Annotated in this window: 16 protein-coding genes; 1 reads left to right on the forward strand and 15 read right to left on the reverse strand. The window is 58.8% G+C overall.

Translation table 11 applies throughout. The annotated features are described in order from the left end of the window. Window positions 1–55: 55 nt before the first annotated feature. The 12 genes from ymfI to dpsA form a co-directional block, all read right to left on the reverse strand. Window positions 56–790 carry an elongation factor P 5-aminopentanone reductase gene (ymfI, locus tag ACFFT4_RS00995; protein ID WP_378044336.1) on the reverse strand — a complete coding sequence of 245 codons (735 nt, stop codon included), beginning with the start codon at window positions 788–790 and terminating at the stop codon, window positions 56–58. Then, entirely contained in the window at window positions 787–2067 is a 1281-nt protein-coding gene (gene yfmH, locus ACFFT4_RS01000) for an EF-P 5-aminopentanol modification-associated protein YfmH (protein ID WP_378044338.1), read from the reverse strand. The genes ymfI and yfmH overlap by 4 nt, the downstream gene beginning before the upstream one ends. Next, a complete protein-coding gene (gene yfmF, locus ACFFT4_RS01005; protein WP_378044339.1) occupies window positions 2064–3350 on the reverse strand; it encodes an EF-P 5-aminopentanol modification-associated protein YfmF in 1287 nt (428 codons plus the stop codon). Before yfmF ends, yfmH begins: the two co-directional genes overlap by 4 nt. A gap of 160 nt (window positions 3351–3510) precedes the next feature. After that, entirely contained in the window at window positions 3511–4293 is a 783-nt protein-coding gene (gene sleB, locus ACFFT4_RS01010) for a spore cortex-lytic enzyme (RefSeq protein WP_378044341.1), read from the reverse strand. A 97-nt stretch (window positions 4294–4390) separates the two neighbouring features. Beyond that, window positions 4391–7279 (reverse strand): DNA translocase FtsK, encoded by a 2889-nt coding sequence (locus tag ACFFT4_RS01015; protein WP_378044342.1) that lies wholly within the window; start codon window positions 7277–7279, stop codon window positions 4391–4393. A 64-nt stretch (window positions 7280–7343) separates the two neighbouring features. Further along, complete coding sequence (locus tag ACFFT4_RS01020; protein WP_378044343.1) at window positions 7344–7625, reverse strand: YlzJ-like family protein; 282 nt, start codon at window positions 7623–7625, stop codon at window positions 7344–7346. Then, on the reverse strand, window positions 7622–8452 hold the full coding sequence (locus tag ACFFT4_RS01025) for a ClpP family protease (RefSeq protein WP_378044345.1): 831 nt from the start codon (window positions 8450–8452) through the stop codon (window positions 7622–7624). Before ACFFT4_RS01025 ends, ACFFT4_RS01020 begins: the two co-directional genes overlap by 4 nt. Before the next feature lie 122 nt (window positions 8453–8574). Continuing rightward, complete coding sequence (locus tag ACFFT4_RS01030; protein WP_378044346.1) at window positions 8575–10254, reverse strand: ribonuclease J; 1680 nt, start codon at window positions 10252–10254, stop codon at window positions 8575–8577. 362 nt (window positions 10255–10616) lie between these two features. Next, window positions 10617–11495 carry a 4-hydroxy-tetrahydrodipicolinate synthase gene (gene dapA, locus ACFFT4_RS01035; protein WP_378044348.1) on the reverse strand — a complete coding sequence of 293 codons (879 nt, stop codon included), beginning with the start codon at window positions 11493–11495 and terminating at the stop codon, window positions 10617–10619. 15 nt (window positions 11496–11510) lie between these two features. After that, window positions 11511–12743, reverse strand: coding sequence for an aspartate kinase (gene dapG / locus ACFFT4_RS01040; protein WP_378044349.1), 1233 nt, complete (start codon window positions 12741–12743; stop codon window positions 11511–11513). Between the two features lie 70 nt (window positions 12744–12813). Next, window positions 12814–13410, reverse strand: coding sequence for a dipicolinate synthase subunit B (locus tag ACFFT4_RS01045; protein ID WP_378044352.1), 597 nt, complete (start codon window positions 13408–13410; stop codon window positions 12814–12816). Continuing rightward, window positions 13407–14306 carry a dipicolinate synthase subunit DpsA gene (gene dpsA / locus ACFFT4_RS01050; RefSeq protein WP_378044534.1) on the reverse strand — a complete coding sequence of 300 codons (900 nt, stop codon included), beginning with the start codon at window positions 14304–14306 and terminating at the stop codon, window positions 13407–13409. The genes ACFFT4_RS01045 and dpsA overlap by 4 nt, the downstream gene beginning before the upstream one ends. Before the next feature lie 660 nt (window positions 14307–14966). On the opposite strand from dpsA, the gene ACFFT4_RS01055 reads away from it, so the two are divergent. Continuing rightward, a complete protein-coding gene (locus ACFFT4_RS01055; protein WP_378044353.1) occupies window positions 14967–15887 on the forward strand; it encodes a transposase in 921 nt (306 codons plus the stop codon). A 797-nt stretch (window positions 15888–16684) separates the two neighbouring features. Here the strand turns inward: ACFFT4_RS01055 and dut are convergent. The 3 genes from dut to ACFFT4_RS01070 form a co-directional block, all read right to left on the reverse strand. Beyond that, complete coding sequence (gene dut / locus ACFFT4_RS01060; RefSeq protein ID WP_378044355.1) at window positions 16685–17128, reverse strand: dUTP diphosphatase; 444 nt, start codon at window positions 17126–17128, stop codon at window positions 16685–16687. After that, window positions 17091–18371, reverse strand: a complete 1281-nt coding sequence (locus tag ACFFT4_RS01065) for a M16 family metallopeptidase (protein ID WP_378044356.1) — start codon at window positions 18369–18371, stop codon at window positions 17091–17093. The genes dut and ACFFT4_RS01065 overlap by 38 nt, the downstream gene beginning before the upstream one ends. A gap of 66 nt (window positions 18372–18437) precedes the next feature. Continuing rightward, complete coding sequence (locus ACFFT4_RS01070; RefSeq protein WP_378044357.1) at window positions 18438–19433, reverse strand: polysaccharide deacetylase family protein; 996 nt, start codon at window positions 19431–19433, stop codon at window positions 18438–18440. Window positions 19434–19440 lie beyond the last annotated feature (7 nt).

Consider the following 19440-nt stretch of genomic DNA (forward strand, 5'->3'; position numbering starts at 1 on the left):
TTCCCTGAAAACTATGCGCAAGACGCTTCTCAATCGCCCGCCGGACGTCCGCAGGTTACATCCGCCAGCCGCCGTTTAGCCCGAGTATTTGTCCCGTCACGTACCCCGCTTCCTCCGATGAGAGATATCGTACCAGCTGCGCCACTTCCTCCGGCGTGCCCAGTCTCCCCGCCGGAATTTCCTCGCACAGCGCGCGCTTGTCCTCCGGCTCGAGCGAATCGAGCATATCCGTATCGATCGCTCCGGGGCTGACCGCGTTTACGGTCACGCCCGCCGGCGCCCATTCCCGGGCCAGAGATTTGGCCAGTGCGTTCAGGCCACCCTTCGTGGCGGCATAGACCGCTTCCCCCGCGGCCCCGCTCTCGCCCCAGATGCTCGACAGCACCACGAACCTTCCCCATCTAGCCCATCTCATCGCCGGGCCGAAATGGCGCGCCAGCTCGTAAGCGCCTTTCAGGTTCACGCTCATCAGGTCGTCCCAGACGTCCTCCTCCGTATCGTCGAGCAGCCCGTAATGCGCCAGGCCGGCGCAGTGCACGACAACGTTCGGCGTCCACCCGAGGCCGTCCAGCCGCTCCTTCAGCTCCGCCACCGCCGTGCGCGACCGCAAATCGGCCTGCAGCGCCACTCCCTCGACGCCGCGGCCGCGGCAGCTCTCCGCCACCCTCTCGGCCGCTTCCGACGCCGCGTAGTACTGCAGGGCGACGTCCGCCCCGTCCGCCGCCAATTGACGGGCGACCGCGGCGCCAATGCCGCGGGAAGCGCCCGTCACCAGCGAGACGCGCTTCAAGGCGTGCCGCTCCTGACGATCGACACGGAGCGGCGGTCGGGACGCGCGTGCTCCCTGGCCCGCTCGTTGATCTCCTCGAGCGTCAGACTCTCGTACGTCTCGACGACGTTGAACAGATCGCCGCCCCGATGCCGGTAGCGGGTAAACTCGCTGGCAATTGCCTCCGGGCTGTTCATCATCCGCAGGAACGCGCCGATCTTCTTGCGGCGCGCGCGCTCGAAGATGTCCGGCGCTATTCCGTCGCGGGCCGCCGCGTACAGCGCCTCGCTGACGCGCGACACCATCTCGTCGGGATCGCGGGTTTCTCCGCCGATCATCGAGAACGCATAGCCCGGGCCGGTGTTGTACTCATGGCCGAAGCCGTCGGAGATCAAATTCTCGTCATACAGCTGCTGGTACAGCGCTGTGCTGGAGCCCAGCACCGCTTCCAGCATCAGCTTGACGGCCAGCTCGCGCCGTACCGCGTCTTCCCCGCCCTGCGGCTCGTCTTTGAAGCCGAACAGGCATTTCGGCAGCGAGACGGGAAGCTGCAGCTCCTTGCGTTCCTGCTTGACCTGCGAAGGCTCCGAATCGAAATGCCGCCGGATCTCTCCGCCCGGAGGAAACGATTTGCCCGCCTGATCCTTCCGGATTCGCGCCAGCGTCTCTTCCGGATCGACGCCTCCGACGACGAACAGCGTCATATTGGCCGGATGGTAAAACGTATGGTAGCAGTCGTACAGCATCTCTTTCGTAATCGAGCGCACGGAATCGGCAGTGCCGGCGATATCGATATGGACCGGATGCTTGGCGTACATCGCCTCGATCAGCCCAAAATAGACGCGCCAATCCGGATTGTCCCGGTACATGTCGATCTCCTGCACGATGATGCCTTTTTCCTTCTCCACGTTCTCGTCCGTAAAATAAGGATTTTGCACGAAGTGCAGCAGCGTGTCCAAATTCGCTTCCACCTCGCCGGTCGCCGTGAACAAGTAGACCGTCCGGTCGAAGCTCGTGTACGCGTTCGCGGAAGCGCCCTGGGAAGCGAACTTGGAGAAAATGTCGCCATCCGGCTCCTCGAACATTTTATGCTCGAGGAAGTGCGCGATGCCGTCCGGCACCCGGATCGTCTCCCCGTCCGGACGGGTAAAGTGATTGTCCACCGAGCCGTATTTCGTCGTAAACGTCGCATACGTCTTCGTAAAGCCGGGCTTCGGCAGCACGAACACATCCAGGCCGTTGTCCATCCGCTCGTGCCACAGCGTCTCCTGCAGCTTCGGATAAGCTTGCTTTGTCATGCCCGCACCTCCTCCTTCCGGTCGCGCAGGAAGTAAATCGTGTCCAGCGTCACGCCTTGCGCCGCCTCCGTCGCCATCTGCGGCGTGACCGCCATTATCTCCGCGATAAAGCTCTCGCCCGTCCGCTCCGCGCCGGAAATGACGTTGCTGAAGTCGAAAGCGATTCTTTCGAACGCCGAATCCTGCAGCTCGCGCAGCTGCCCGACAATCATCGCCTGCGTCCGGCGCAGGTCTTCCTCGGCGAAATCTCCCTTTTTCATCGCGTCGAGCTGCTCCCTGATAATCTGCACCGCTTTCTCGTAATTGGCGATCTCGATGCCCGACTGCAGCGTCATAATGCCTTTGTGGCCGTCCAGCCGCGACGACGCGTAATAAGCGAGGCTGGCTTTCTCGCGCACGTTGACGAACAGCTTCGAATGCGGGAACCCGCCGAGCAAGCCGTTGTAGACGAGCAGCGAAGCGTATTGGTCGCTGCCGTACGTCGCCCCGACGCGCAGCCCCATATTCAGCTTGCCCTGGCCGACGTCCAGGCGCTCCACGACCGTCTGCACGTCCGAACGCGCCGCCCTGAGCTCGGGCTGCGCATAAGTCGCAGGCTGCCCCGCCGGGAGCTTAAACGCCTTCTCCGCCAGCGCCTGCACCTCCTCCAGCGTCGTATCTCCCGACACGTACAGATCGAAGGAGGCTTCCTGCAGCCAGCTTCGGTAAGCCTCATACAGCTTGGCGGCGTCGAACTCGGCCAATTGATCCTTTTTCCCCAACGCCAGCAGTCGAAAAGGTTCATCCTTGCACATCTCCTCGACGCATCGCTCCGCCGCGTAACGGATCTTGTCGTTGATGATGGCATCGATGCGCTTGGCGACCGTCGTCTTCTCCGCTTCTACGTATTTCGTCTTGAACCGGCCGTCCTCCAGCGCCGGCTCCGTCAGCACCTCGCCGAGGAAAGCCATCGCTTCTCCCAGCAGCGACTGCGAGGACGAGACGAACCGGTCGTTGATCATATCGAGCCGGAACTGAACGATCTGATGGTCTCCCCTCTTGTACAGATCGAATCCGAACCCGGCTCCGTACAGATCGTCCAGCCGCTCCCGGAAGGAAATCGTCTCCGGATAGGAGCTCGTTCCCCGCCGGAGCACGAAAGGCGTCAAAGCGACGGAGGTCACGCGTTCTTCCGATAAGGGGACGCCCGCGAACAACGAGAGCGCGAACGTTTTGAAGCGTTTTGTCGGCAGCACGTGCAGCCGCATTCGCCCCATTAAGCCTCTTTGGAACTGCTCGGACATGATCTTATGCTCCTTTAATCGTAATCGCGATTCGTCGCTTTCCGCGACAGTTCAGCCCCATTCTACCCGATTGGACGAACAGGAAGCAAATTCCTGCGGCATCCCTTGAAAATAACAACAACCAACCGCGTCGTTGCGGCGCGTGTTGGTTGTTGTTTTTTTATCTGCAGAAAATATGCTTGCCGATCGTCTTGTACTGCGGCCGCGACCAGATCCACTTGGAGGTCGCCGTGACCGGATTGAAGTAATAGAGGCAGCCGTCGCTCGGATCCCAGCCGCTGACCGCGTCCTTCACCGCCTTGATCGCTTTGTCGTTCGGCTCCAGATTGATCTGGCCGTCGGCCACCGCGGTGAACGCGCCCGGCTGAAAAATAACGCCGGAAACCGTATTGGGAAACTGCGAGGACTTCACCCGGTTAAGAATGACGGCCGCCACCGCGACCTGCCCTTCGTACGGTTCGCCCCTCGATTCTCCGTATACCGCGTTGGCCATAATCTTCAGATCTTGTTGGGAAAGGCCCAGGCTGTTGGACGCGGGCAAGTTCCCGCCGCCTCCCCCTCCTCCGCCAGCGTTGTTCCCGCCGGCATTCTCTCGCTCCGAAGGATGAACCTCCTCCGCGGTCGGCTTCCATTCCTTGGTCGCCTCCCACAGCTTCAGCTTCGTCTTCGGTCCGACGACGCCGTCCGACTTCATGCCGAACTTCCACTGGAACCAGGTAACGGCGTTTTTCGTTTTCGGCCCGAAATCTCCGTCGACTTTGCCGTTATAATAGCCGAGCGCTTTCAGCCGTCCCTGCAATTCATAAATGTCCTTGCCGGAGGAGCCCTGCTTAAGGATCGCGTTGCTGAACGTTTCCTTCGATTGGGTATGGTGCTGCAATGTATATAACCCCAGCAAGCCGAATACGACGCATACGGTTACGATCACGAGACGATAACTCACTTAAGGTCACGCCTTTCTGCATCCATGTTAGGTCTTCGACCGTTAGTATGAGAAAGGCGTCAGCCTCTTATACCCATTTTTGTCGCTTCGCTTCGAATCAGGAAGGAATCCGCTGCTGGTACTGCTCCATCGTCATCAATACCTCGCGCGGCTTGCTGCCTTCGTAAGGGCCGACGACGCCCTTGGCCTCCATCGTATCGATCAGCCTCGCGGCGCGCGTGTAGCCGACGCGCATGCGTCTCTGCAGCAGCGATACGGAAGCCTGCTTCGCCTCCAGCACGATCTGCACCGCCTGGTCGAACAGCTCGTCCACGAATTCGTCCGAGCCCTCCGCGGCGCTGTCGTCAATTTCCGGCACCAGCTCTTCGTTGTACTCCGCTTCCGCCTGGCCGCGGCAGTAGCCGACGACCGACTCGACCTCGCCGTCCGACAAGAACGCGCCCTGGACGCGGATCGGCTTGGACGCGCCCATCGGCAGGAACAGCATGTCCCCGCGGCCGAGCAGCTTCTCCGCGCCGACCATGTCCAGAATCGTCCGCGAGTCGACCTGGGACGATACCCCGAACGCGATCCGGCTCGGAATGTTCGCCTTGATGACGCCCGTAATGACGTCCACCGACGGCCGCTGCGTCGCGATAATCAGGTGAATGCCCGACGCCCGCGCCATCTGCGCCAAACGGCAGATCGCGTCCTCGACGTCGCCGGCCGCCACCATCATCAAATCGGCAAGCTCGTCCACGATAACGACGATATAAGGCAGCACCGCGTCCGGATTGTTGCCGCTCAGCATGAGCGCGTTGTAGCCCTCGATGTTGCGCGTGCCGGACTTGGAAAACTTCTCGTACCGCTTCTCCATCTCCACGACGATTTTCTTCAGCGCGAGCGAAGCTCTTCGCGGATCGGTCACGACCGGGGCGAGCAGATGCGGAATGCCGTTGTAGACGTTCAGCTCGACCATCTTCGGGTCGATCATCAGAAACTTGACCTCTTCCGGCTTCGCCTTGTACAGCAAGCTCGTAATGATGCCGTTGATGCACACCGACTTGCCCGAGCCGGTCGCCCCGGCGACGAGCAAGTGCGGCATTCTGGCCAGATTGCCGACGATCGGCTGGCCCGAGATGTCGCGGCCGAACGCGATCGTCAGCTTCGCCTGCGATTCCTGGAACGGCTGCGTCTCCAGCACTTCGCGCAGCGTCACGACGCTGACCTCGTTGTTCGGCACCTCGATGCCGATCGCCGACTTGCCCGGAATCGGCGCTTCCATGCGAATATCCTTCGCCGCCAGCGCCAGCGCGATATCGTCGGTCAGGCTGACGATCCGGCTGACCTTGACGCCCGTGTCCGGCTGCAGCTCGTAGCGCGTCACCGCCGGTCCCCTCGCCACGTCGAGCACCTTCGCCCGGACGCCGAAGCTTTCCAGCGTCGCCTCCAGCTTGCGCGCCGTGTTCATGTAATCCGACGGGTTGCCGGACTTGCCTCCGCCGCTCGGCTTGTCCAGCAAGCTCACGGTCGGCAGCTTGTACGGCTTCGGAATTTTCTTCACCGGCTGCGGCGGCGCTGCTGTCCCGGCCGCTCCGTTCAAACCGCCTTCGGCTTCTCCGCTGCCCCGGCCCCCGGCCGATGCGGACGAGCCTGCGCCGCCGGCGGCGCTCCGCAGCGCCCCCGTTCCCTCCGGCCCTTCGCCCGGATCGCCGTCCTCTCCGCCGTGCCATGCGGCTTCGGCTTCGCCGTTTTCCCCGCCAGAAATCCCCGGGATCGGATACGACGACGTCTCCTCTTCCGCGCCTGCGAACGAACCGGGTAAAGGCGGTTCAACGTCTCCGTACGCCTCGTCGTCCGCATAGGCCGGCTCGTCCTCCGAGTAGGCCTGCGCCGTAAAATCGGTAAACCGCGGCATACCGGCCTCTTCCGGCGCATGCTCCCCTTCCCCGGCATGTCCTTGTTCCGCGTCATGCCATTTTCCCGCAGCACGCCCTTCTTCCGACGCCCCCGCCATGGTAGGCGGATTCGCGAAACCCGGCTCCCCATCGGAGGGCGTATCCGTTCTGCGATGGACTCCCGTGCGCACCTTGATCGTTCTGCGGGACGGCGTATCCTTCCCGGCGAACGGAAGCGCCTCCTCCTCCGACCAATATTCCTCCTGCGAAGCCTCGTACTCCTGTTCCGACTTGCCGTGGAACAGCTGGAAGAACAGCGGCGTCTTACGCGGCACGGGGATAAGCGACGGCTCTTCCATGCCGTCGTCCGCGAGGACGGCGGCCTGCTGAACGGCGGGCTCGGCCGTCGGCGCCGCGCCGCGTCCTCGGCGCCCGGCTCCTTGAACCGGAATCGCCTTGATCGACAGCAGCTTGCGTCCCGAAGACAGCCTGGCCGCGAGCAGCGGCATCGCCCGCATCAGGAACAGGCGCACCGAACGCCCGATCTCCACGTAGGAGCGGTTGGTGACGAGCATGAACGCAATGGCGATTTCGATAATCAGCACGAACTTCGCTCCGTAATAGCCGAACAGCCAGTACAGCACCGAATATTGAAGGGCGCCGATCATCCCGCCGCCGACATCCACGTTAAACACCTTGATATTGTCCAGAGAAGGAGCCTGCCAGAGCAGCTCCTTTAATTGATTCATCGTTTGCGTTAAAATGCCGGACGGCGTTATGGCCTCCAGTACCCCGAGGCTGCTGTCGATCGAAGCCATCGCGCTCCACAGCGTCATAATCAGGGAGACGAGCACGAAGCCCGAACGTCTCGCCGTCCACCCTCGCGGCCACACGCGCTTGACCATCACATACAAGCCGACCCAGATGCCGGCGAGCGCGAGCAAATAATAATGCTTTCCGAGCAGAAACCCGAACAGCTTGGACAAAGATCGGCCTACCGCGGCTTCTCCGGAGATGGCGATAACGGATAACGTAATAAGAACAATGCCGTAAATCTCATATTTTAAACTTGCCGCGAACGAAGCCCGCTTCTTTCTGCGCTTGGCCAATTTTGCCACCTCCCGGTTCAACATTATATCACAGTTGACGGGAGGTTGGCATGACCGCTCCGACCTAGACGAGATAGCCCGCAAAGTCGGACGGGCTCGAAGCCGGCGGAAGCGTCCCGTTTTGGGCGTCTTGAGGCAGGTAACCGATCAATTGGCCCGGGGCGAATTCCGGCTTCAAATAGCTGTCCAGCGGAGCCGTCAGCAGACGCACGATCCGGCCGACCCCCGGAGCGACCGGGACCAATTGGACCGTCATGCCCTTCACCGTCGTCTCCACGAAAGGCCCGGGCTCGTTTCCCAGTCCGTCGAGCACAAGCTCCAAGGGCATAGCCGTATAGATCGTCATTGTACGACCTCTCCTTCCGACGCGCCGGTTTTGCGTTCGTTGATCCGGCGATTTAATTCGCGCAGCGCCTCGCCGACGCCTCCTACGGCGTCGATCAGCCCGTGCCGCACCGCGTCCTGGCCGATGACCGTCGTCCCGATGTCCCGCGTCAGCTCGCCCGTTTTGAACATCAGTTCCTTAAACGTGGTCTCCGAGACTTTCGAGTGCCCCGTCACGAACCGCGTCACCCGCTCCTGCATCTTCTCCAGATAATCGAACGTCTGCGGCACACCGATGACCAGTCCGTTCATCCGGATCGGGTGGATCGTCATCGTCGCCGTCTCCGCGATATAAGAAACGTCCGCCGATACCGCGATCGGCACGCCGATCGAATGCCCCCCGCCCAGCACCAGCGTCACGCTCGGCTTCGTCAGCGACGAGATCATCTCCGCGATCGCAAGCCCTGCCTCCACGTCTCCCCCTACCGTATTCAGCACAATAAGCAAGCCCTCGATTTTGGCGTTCTGCTCGGCCGCGATCAGTTGGGGGATGACATGCTCGTACTTCGTCGTCTTGTTCTGGGGCGGCAGGATGAGATGCCCTTCGATCTGCCCGATAATCGTCAGGCAGAAAATATTGCTTTCGGCCGAAGGAACCGACGTCTGGCCGAGCTGCACGATCGCTTCCGTCGCCGACGGCTTGCGCGGCTCCTCCTGCGGCGGCGCTGACGGAGCCGGCGCCCCCGGCGGTCCCGGCTGCCCTGGCTGTCCGGGTTGCCCGGGTTGCCCCGGCTGTCCGGGCTGCCCCGGTTGTTCCGACGTTTGGTCCGGCTTTTCCTTATCGCTCATTTTATCAAGCCTCCTGCTGGCGTTAACGGCTTGACATAGTATCGGCTTTTGTCCTAAAAAAAACCGCTTCCCGGCCGCTTAAGCGGGGGAAACGGTTTTTAGACGAGTGTGGGTTTGTATTTCTAGACTTCCATGATGATCGGCAGGATCATCGGTCTTCTTCTGGTTTGCTCGTACAGGAAACGTCCGAGCGCATCCTTGACGTTCGTCTTAAGCGACGCCCATTCGTTCACGTTGTCGTTCATCAGCTTGTGCAGCGTGCTCGTCACGATGCGGTTCGCTTCTTCCAGGAGCCCTTCCGACTCGCGAACATAGACGAAGCCGCGGGAAATGATATCCGGGCCCGACATGATCGTGCCGTCCTGCTTGCTCAGCGTCACGACGACGACGAGAATGCCGTCCTGCGACAGCAGCTTGCGGTCGCGGAGCACGATATTGCCGACGTCCCCGACGCCGAGGCCGTCGATCAGCACGTTTCCGGCCGGAATCTTGCCGCCTTTGCGCGCGACGCCGCCCTGGATTTCAACCGTATCGCCATTGTCGATCAGGAAAATATTTTCCTTCGGAATGCCGATCTGTTCGCCCAGCAAGCCGTGATGGCGAAGCATTCTGTATTCGCCGTGAATCGGAATGAAATATTCCGGCTTCATCAGGTTCAACATCAGCTTCAGCTCTTCCTGGCTGCCGTGTCCCGATACGTGAACGCCCGAGATCGAACCCGGACCGTAGATGACGGAAGCGCCAAGCCTCATCAGCTCGTCGACCGTTCTGCCGACATACTTCTCGTTGCCCGGAATCGGCGTCGCCGCGATAATGACCGTATCTCCCGGGAGAATATCCACCTTGCGGTGCGTGGAACGCGCCATCCGCGTAAGCGCAGACATAGGCTCGCCCTGGCTTCCCGTCGACAGAATGACGACGCGATCCGCCGGCAGCTTGTTCACTTCCTCGGGCTCGATCAGCATCCCTTCCGGAATGTTCAGGTAGCCGAGCTCGGAAGCGATGCCGACGACGTTCACCATGCTGCGGCCGATCACCGTAATTTTGCGGCGCGTCTCCACAGCCGCGTTAATGACCTGCTGAATCCGGTGCACGTTCGAAGCGAACGTCGCCACGACGACGCGCTGCTTCGCGCTGCGGAACAGCGACTCGAATTCCTTGCCGATATTGCTTTCGGACGGCGTATATCCGGCGCGCTCCGCGTTGGTGCTGTCGGACAGCAGCGCCAGGACGCCCCGGCTGCCAATCTCGGCCATCTTTTGCAAGTCGGCGAACTGGTCGTTCACCGGCGTGTGGTCGAATTTGAAGTCGCCCGTATGGACGACGTTGCCTTCCGGCGTCTCCAGGCATACGCCGACGGAATCGGGTATGCTGTGGTTCGTGCGAAAAAAGCTCGCTTTCATGACTCCGAGCGTCAGCGTCGTATCCTCGTTGATCAGATGGCGCTTCGTATCTCCGAGCAGCCCCGCTTCCTTCAGCTTGTTTTCGACCAAGCCGAGCGTCAGCTTCGTGCCGTAGATCGGAACGTTCAGTTGCTTCAGTACGTAAGGAAGGCCGCCGATATGGTCCTCGTGACCATGCGTGAGCAGAATTCCCCGCACCTTGTCCCGATTTTCGAGCAGATAGCCGATATCCGGGATCACGACGTCGATTCCGAGCATTTCCTCTTCCGGGAATTTCAATCCGGCATCAACGACGACAATGTCGTTGCCATACTGGATACAATACATGTTTTTGCCGATTTCGCCGACTCCTCCGAGCGCGAAAATCAGTAATTTGTCTTGGTTGTTTTTCTTTGACACTACTAAGTACCTCCTAGATCATTCGACGCACCCGATCGATATGAAGTTTTCAATTTGCTTTAAAATTTGCCGCACCCAATCACTCTCAATCATTATACATGAAGCAATTCAGGAAAAACAAGAAGGTTATGTAACGCGAAAACCGATGTCCGGAGGACATCGGTTCCCCTAGGGCGTGTATGCAAACCCGCTCGGGGGCATCTTTCACCGCCTTTTCGCCCCCTGCTTCGTCACTTTTGCTTGACGTACCCCCGGTACGCCTTCACAAAAGTTCCTTGCATGGAACGAAAATTCGGCAATATCTGCTTTCCTCGGAGTATGCATACACGCCCTAGCGATTCCAAGCGACCGAAAAACCTCGTTTATTTGTTCAGCAAGTTTTGCAGAAACTTCGCTTCCGCTTCGTTTACCGGCACAAGGGGCAGGCGAACTCCGCCTACCGGCAGGCCGCGCAACGACAGTCCGTACTTGACCGCCACCGGATTGGGCACCGGATGCGGACAGCTGAACAGTCCCTTGAAGATGGGGAACAGCTCCGCGTTCACGGCTTGCGCTTCCCGCACGCGGCCGTCCAAATACGCCGCGATCAGCTCCTTCATTCGCGCGCCGACGAGATGGCTCGCCACGCTGATGATCCCGTAGCCTCCGACCGCCAGCGTCGGCAGCGTCACCCCGTCGTCGCCGCTGTACAGCACGAAACCTTCCGGAGCGTTCGCGACGATCTCCGTCATCTGCTCCAGGGAAGCGCACTCCTTCGTAGCGACAATATTCGGAATTTGCGCCAGACGCAGTGTCGTTTCCACGGACAGGCTGACCACCGTGCGCGAAGGAACGTTATACAAAACGACCGGCAGCGTCGTCGCTTCGGCTATCGTGCGGAAATGCTGGTACAGCCCTTCCTGATTCGGCTTGTTGTAATACGGAGCGACAAGCAGGACGCCATCGACTCCGACTTCCTCGGCTTTTTTCGTCAGGTGGACGGAGTGGGCCGTTTCGTTGCTGCCCGTTCCGGCGATAATCTTGCAGCGTCCGGCCGCGTGCTTCACCGCAAAGCGGAACAGAGCGACCTTCTCGTCGTCCGACAGCGTCGGCGATTCGCCTGTCGTCCCGGAGACGACCAGACTGTCGTTTTTTTGTTCGTCGATCAAATAATCGATCAATTTCGCCGTCGTATCCCAATCGATATTCAAATTTTCGTCGAAAGGAGTGACCATAGCTGTAATTAAACGACCGAAACTCATTCCCAATTTCCTCCTCTAATTTCCCCCGACCGGAGAGAGATGAAGCCTGAATGCCGTATGCAAGGCCTGCAAAGCCGCCGCCAAATCCTCCTGGGAGATCAGCACCCAGATCGTCGTGTTGGAGTCCGCGGATTGCAGAATCGGAATGCCCGAGTCGGTAAGAGCCTCGACAATGACGGCCATTACTCCCGGCTCTCCGTTCATTCCGCCTCCGATGACGGACACTTTGGCACACGCCTTGCGCACCTTGGGTTCCAGGCCAAGCTCTCTCAACAGCTCAATCGCCAGCGGCGCATCCTTCTCGGATACGGTATAATGCACGCCCGTCGGCATCACGTTAATGAAATCCACGCTGATTCCGTGGGAAGCCATCGCGCGGAACACGCGTAATTGCAAGTCCGCCGGACCGTCCGGGTTGATCACCGCCAGCTGCGTAACGTCGCTCACATGCGCCAATCCCGTAACGGTCCTATCGTACCAGATGCCCTGGCCGCGCAAAGCCCGTTCATGCGTAACCAGCGTCCCCTCCCCGTCCGAGAACGTCGAGCGGACGCGAACGGGAATGCCCGCTTTCATCGCCAGCTCCACGGCGCGGGGATGGATGACTTTCGCGCCGTTATGCGCCATATTGCATATTTCTTCATAGCTGACGGCCGCCAGCGGCCTCGCGTTCGCCACCCAACGCGGATCGGCGGTCAATATGCCGTCCACGTCGGTGTAAATATCAACGACGTCCGCTTTCAGCGCCGCGCCCAAAGCCGTAGCCGACGTATCGCTTCCGCCGCGCCCGAGCGTCGTTACCTCGCCGCTTCCGCTGACGCCTTGGAACCCGGCCGCGATAACGACCTGCTTGTCGGTCAAATGCCGCTCGACGCGGTCGCAATCCATTTTCACGATTCTGGCGGATCCGTAGTGGCCGTCGGTTACGATGCCGGCCTGTCCTCCCGTCAAGACGACGGCGGGAATGCCGGCAGCCTGGAGAAGGCTGCACAGCACGGCTGCCGAGATCAGCTCGCCGCACGAAAGCAGCAAATCCCTTTCCCTTGGCGGCAAAGCATCGCCGTTGCGGCGGATCAGCTCGAGCAGGGAATCCGTAGCGTAGGCATCCCCTTTTCTCCCCATCGCCGAGACGACGACAACGACCTTGCTGCCGGCCTTATACTCGCGGATAACATGACGGAGGACGTGGCTCCGACTTTGCTCGTCGGTCAGCGACGTCCCGCCGAATTTCTGCACGATCAGTTCCATCCCGTTTCCTCCGCTCTTCTGCGAGATGGGAAACCCTAGAATAGAGAGACATGACCAGGCCGAATGTATCTCAAGCGTGAGCGAAACGCTCGATAAGCAAAGGCTGCAGCTGTTTTCCTTCCAACGCGGCCTCGCACGTCTCCAGGACGAGATCCATTCTCGCAACGAGGGAGTTCGGCTTGGCGGTCGGATTATCCTGCCCGAACGGCACGAAATAGACGTTTTTCATAATCAACAGCTTGGCGATGTTCGCGGCGTTCAGGCCGAGTCCATCGTTCGTGGAAATCGCCAGCACGAGCGGTCGCTGGTTGCGCATCTGCGCTTTCGCGGCCATCAGCACCGGACCGTCCGTCATCGCGTTCGCCAGCTTGCTCGTCGTATTGCCCGTGCAAGGCGCTATCGTCAGAACGTCCAACAGCTTGGAAGGTCCAAGCGGCTCGGCTTCTACTATAGAAGATATGATCTCGTTGCCTGTAATTTGACGCAAAGTTTGCTGCCAATGGCTCGAAGTGCCGAATCTCGTATCCGTCGTCATAATCGTCGCCGAGACGATCGGAACGACGTTCGCGCCCGCGTCCACGAAGCGCTTGATCTGCGGCATAATCTCCTCGAGCGTGCAGTGAGAACCGGACAGTGCGTACCCAACCGTAATTCCTTTCCAGTTCATGGTTGATTCCCCCGTAATCGGTCAGTCTCCAGAATGATCTGGGTCAGACTGTTCGCGATGATTCGACCGGCCGTCTTCGGCGCCACGATTCCGGGCAGCCCCGGAGCCAGAAGAGCTTTGATTCCGCGCTTCTCCGCGAAGCGAAAATCGGTGCCGCCAGGCTTCGAAGCCAGGTCGATAATGCATGCGCGTTGGGGGAGTTGGGCGATCACTTGCGCTGTGACTATCATAGTCGGAATTGTGTTAAAAATCAAGTCGATATTCCCCGCGTGGCGCGCCAAATCAGGCATGTAGAACGGCTCGAACCCCATCTCGAAAGCGCGGGCGAACGTCTCGTCGCGGCGCACTCCGACCTTCACTCGCGCTCCCAGCGCCTGCAGCGTCCGCGCCATGGTAAAACCCGTTCTTCCCAGTCCGAGCACAACGCAATTCGAGCCATGAATCGTAATATCCGTATTCTGAATGGCCATCATCAACGCGCCTTCCGCGGTCGGGATCGAGTTGTAGATGGCGACGTCGTCCCTTTCGAACAGTTCGATCAGTTCGATCCTGTGCTTCTCGCACAGCTTGCGAAGATAAGGCTTCGCCATGCCCGTAATCACCTTGCTGGCCTTCGGCAGCGCAGCCGCATGAGCGTCCGTCAGCTTCAACTCCGCGTCCGTGAACAGCGTCGGAACAACCCCGTCATCGTCCGTGCCGACCGCCGGCAAGACGAGCGCATCCGCTTCCGCCAGCAGCTCGGGCGACCACTCCCCCTTGACGGCTCCGCTAAAAGGAGTCTCCAGCCTGTCGAAGCCAACGATCGTCACCGAGGCGTCCTTCTCCGTCAACTGGCGGATCACTTCCAATTGCCTGGCATCCCCGCCCGCAAGCACGACTTGAACTCCCGTAAGTATCGCAGCCTCCCCCTCTCGGCATTGTTCGCATGACACATCGTATGCATGCGCCTATCCGAGGGTGCGGCCAATTTGCTCCCCTCTCAATTGCTCGCGGAAGTCCCGCGTTCCGTCTCCTTCCTCTCCCGTCACCCTATGACCGCTATCCCCTCCGCTCAGTCGCCGACTCCGCAGCAAAACCGCCGCCGCTTCTGCGGCCCCGATTGCTGCTCCTTTTTCTCCCTATGACCATTATCCCTTTCCCTCAGCCCACTCTCGCTCTCAGTTCCTGTCCGGGCCCGTCGACCGCACCGTTTCTGCCTCTCTAATTCCCTTATGGCCATTATCCCGTCGACTCAGAAATTTCGCTCCTTGCTCCCTTATATCGCCTTCTTTTTACATCCGCCTGCCCCGCTTCTACTCCTTCATTCCATCGTTCCGATTCCCCTGCATTCCATCGCTCCGATTCCCCCTGCATTCCATCGTTCCGATTCCCATACATTCCATCGCTTCAATTCCATGCATTCCATCGCTCCGATTCCCCTGCATTTCTTCTGCTTTTATCCCATTCACTCAGAGAATCGTCCCCTCAATCCCATTCACCATTATTTAGAAAAAAAGCTTTAAATACGAACATTTGTTTGGTATAATAAAAGTAGAAAATAACCTTGGAGGTCGCCCATGGATCAAGCCGAATTCCGCACGTTCTGCCTCTCCGGTTCCAATGAACAAGCCTGTATTCAGCTGTTTCAGCGTGCCCGATGGCCCGACGGATTCCGCTGCCCGCGATGCGGCGGATCGGACGCTTGCGCCATTCGTACCCGCAGACTGCCTCTTTACGAATGCAGATCCTGCGGAGTTCAGACTTCGCTTACAGCCGGCACGATTTTGGAAGGCAGCCGCACTCCGGTCAGGTTATGGCTGCTGGCCATGTCTCTTCATGCTGCGCCCAACGGAATCAGCGCGGTTCGCCTCTCATCCATTATTGGCACCACCTACAAAACCGCCTGGCTCATATGTCACAAAATCCGCCACGCGATGTCCCAAGGCGACCAGAAAGAACTGCTAACCGGTCTGGTACGGATCAATTTCGCTCAGTACGGCCGCCCTTACAATCCGACGGTTTTTCGCCATCCCCAGGAGCAGCCCTTGCTTATTGGCGCAACGATGAACGCCCAAGGAGATTTCACCTATATTAAAATCAAGCAAGCTGTCGAAGAATGCTCCTTCCCGCACCTGACCTGTCCCTTGAACAAACACCCGTTTCTAGAAAAACACGTCTCGCCGAACGCTGTCGAAGTCATTGCCGTCACCTTAAAATACAGCAAAGACAGAAACATCCGCCTCATCCAGCTCTGCCAGAAAGCCTCCAACTGGATTAACTATACATTTAACGGCATCGGCCCTAAGCATCTTCAAGCCTATATGGATCAATTTTGTTTTCAGTACAATCAAGCTGCCCAAGAGCACTCTCCATTCGACACCCTGCTGAAACTGTCATCATCGGCTCCCGCAATGACCTATCCCGAACTTATACGCAAACCGAACATTCAGCCCGAACTCCGCGTTCAATACAGCACTTTGCTGCGGGAAGCCTGTTAACGCTGCCCTCATACACTCGAATCCACAGCTCTCTGCATAGGATACAGCCGACTATTTATTGCTACTCTCGATCATCCGAGCAAAACGATCAATCATTGTGTTCCGAAACAGCCAGCCAACCAATCCACACAGACCACGCACGCTCATTTTCCCCGTCCACTGAACCAAGGGGATAATGGCCATAGCTCAAGCAAGCCAAGAATCAACTCAACAAACAACCGCACGCGCTCTCGACCCGTCCAACTGAACTAAGGGGATAGTAGCCATACAACTCCGATCATTCCAATGTTCCAACAAAGCCGACCATCCAACGCTCTCGCATCCACCCAACTGAACCAAAGGGATAATGGCTATACTGCTGGCCTTCCAGGGTTCCAGCGCCGCCGTAAGCAGCCCGCCTCGCGTCTGTTCGCGACGATCAGCTGAGCAAAGGGGATAATGACCATAGGGGGAAAATGGGGCAGCAATCCGGCCATAGAAACGGCGGTTTTGCTGCGGAGTCGACGTCTGAGTGGAGGGGATAATGGCCATAGGGAGACGGAAGAGGAAGGAGATACAGCGAGAGGAGCCTCCAGGGGCCTGAACGACGGGGATAATGGCCCTATGTACAAAAAAGAGCCGAACCGGAACCGCCCGAAAAGGGACGGAGCCGATTGGGCTCGGTGAAGTGAAAACTTTCGCGCTCTGTGCCGGGTGACAGCTTTCGTACGATATGTACAGATCAGATCGCCGGGCGCGAAGCGCAACCCGCTGCATGCAGAAGTCGGAAAAAGTCGATCGCACGCGTGGGTCGTGGGTTACTTGCCTGTGTGGCCGAAGCCGCCTTCGCCTCGGGAGGTGTCGGATAGCTCCTCTACTTCCTCGAGAATGACTTGCGGCACGCGCTGGAAAACGATCTGGGCGATCCGTTCTCCACGCTCGATCGCAAACGGCTCCTGGCCGAGATTCACGAGCAGCACCTTGACTTCGCCGCGATAATCGGCGTCGATCGTGCCCGGGGAATTTAAGCATGTGATGCCGTGCTTATAAGCGAGACCGCTGCGAGGGCGGACCTGCGCCTCCAGCTCTCTGGGCATCGCCATCGCGAACCCGGTAGGAATTAACGCTCTCGCTCCCGGCTCCAATACGACGGCCTTGTCTACCGCGGCATGCACGTCGAAGCCTGCGGCCCATTCGGACATTTGGCGGGGCAGCGGAACATCCTCATTCCCCGGAAGTCTCTTCAACTGAATTGGATACAATGAATTCCCTCCCGATTCCGGACAATACTTTTTGATCGGCTCCAACCAACGCAACAGCGCAAGGCTGCGCCATCATGGAGACCATAATCTCATGCAAATCGGACATCTGCACCTGATCGATGCGTGCCAGCATCTCGTCCAACGTATAATGGCGTCCGAGCATCAGCTCGTTTTTCCCCAATCGATTCATGCGGCTGCTGGTGCTCTCCAGGCTCAAAATCAGGTTGCCCTTGAGCTGTTCTTTGCCCCGGTGCAGCTCTACCTCGCTCAGCCCGTTGGCCGCGATTTCGCCAAGAAGCTCCATCGTAATGTCGTACACTTCTTTCGTCTGCTTGGGGGCCGTTCCCGCGTATACGGTAAACAAACCGCTATCCGCATAAGAGGTGTGGTAGGAATAGACCGAATAGGCCAGACCTCTCTTTTCGCGCACTTCCTGGAACAAACGCGAGCTCATGCCGCCGCCGATCGTATTGTTGAGCAGAATCATCGCATATAAATTCGGCGCTTTGCTCGAATACCCCGGAAACGTTAAGCAGAGATGATTTTGCTCGGTTTTCTTGCGGTGAAACAGCGCGCCCGAATGAAAGGTCGGCACAACCAGCTCCGAATCCTGCCCGGCGATGTCAAACCGTCCGAAATGCCGCTCCAGAAGCTCCAGCACTTCCTCTCCGACGTTGCCGGCGAGGCTGATGACCGTATTGTCGATGCGGTATCTCATCTTCATGTACTCACGCAAATGATCCGGTCCCATCGGATTGAGGCTCTCCGCCGTTCCCAGTATGGAATAGGCAAGCGGATGATCGCGATAGGCGGCGCGCGATGCCAGATCGTGCACCGTATCGTCCGGCGTATCCTCGTACATGGAAATTTCTTCGAGGATGACGTTCTTTTCCTTGACCAGCTCTTCCTCGGCCATCTGCGATTCGAAAAACATATCCGATAAAATATCGACTGCGATCGGCAAATGCTGATCGAGCACCTTGGCGTAATAGCACGTATACTCCTTGGAAGTAAAAGCGTTCACGTTGCCGCCAATGCCGTCGAAGCGGTCGGCGATATCTTTAGCGCTGTGGCGATTCGTTCCTTTGAACAGCATGTGTTCGATGAAATGGGATATGCCGTTCGTGTCCGAATCTTCGTAGCGGGAACCGGTCTTGACCCAAATTCCGAACGAAACCGAACGATAGGTCGGAATCGTCTCGATCATGACGCGCAGCCCGTTCTTCAGCGTATACTTGTTCATCCGACTTCCCCCCTTTGCTTCTCGATAAATGAACAGTGATACCACTATAACAAATTCCGACAATCGTCACAACCGATCCTCGAGCCTCTCGGTCGAAAGCGTCTGCGATACGGTTCCGGGGACGTAGCCTTTCGCTTTGATCGCGCGAATCATCCCTTTAAGCGCTCCGGCCGTAGTCGAGGTCGGGTGCATCAGAATTAAAGTGCCCGGTTCAACCTTCCCCTTCACCTTGGCGACAACCGAGCCCGGATCGGGTTTCTTCCAATCGATCGTATCCAGTGTCCACAGCACCGTTCGCAGCCCGTATTCCGAAGCTACCTTAATCGTCTGGTCATTGAAATATCCGGAAGGCGGGGCAAACCATACATTGTTGATGCCCAGCTTTTTAAGCAGCTGCTCCGTCCTGCCGATTTCCCGCCTTTGCCGCGCGGCCCCCATCTTGCTCATATCGGGATGGGAATACGCATGATTCGACGCCTCGTGTCCTTGACGAATAATCGCGCCGGCCGTATCCATGTTTTTGGACAGCCAGGTGCCATCGAAGAAAAACGTCGCATGGACGCCCTCCTCCTTCAAAATGCGAAGAATGCCGGGCAAATACTCGTCCCCCCACGCCACGTTGATCATTAATCCGACGGCCGGCTTGGCCGCATTTCCTCTGTAAATCGGATTCACGGGCAAGTCCTGAAGCGATACTTCCGGCGTCACCGTCCGGTAAACCCAAGGAAAACCGTCTCCCGAATTCGGGGAGGAGCCGATCAGCTTCGCCTTCAGATAAGTCGCCCGAACGTCCACCACCCGTCCGTCGTATCCGGGAATCGCCTTCCACACCCGGTCGATGACCGCGTTGATCGGCTGTTGGCTTCGTTTGGGCGCCTCCGATTGAATCCAGCTCAGCAGCTTGTCTTCCCGCTTATCGTCCGTCAGCGCCGCCATCGACGCCGCCTGCAGCTTTACGGTTTGAACGAACGGCCTGATCGGCCCGTACGTTCCGGCTAACAGCACCGCGGCCAAGCCTGCCGCCATTGCCGCCAGCAGCCCCGCCGGGATCTTTCTCGCCATGTTCCGC

This window comes from Cohnella cellulosilytica (assembly GCF_042431195.1).
GTDB classification, from domain to species: Bacteria; Bacillota; Bacilli; order Paenibacillales; family Paenibacillaceae; genus Cohnella; species Cohnella cellulosilytica.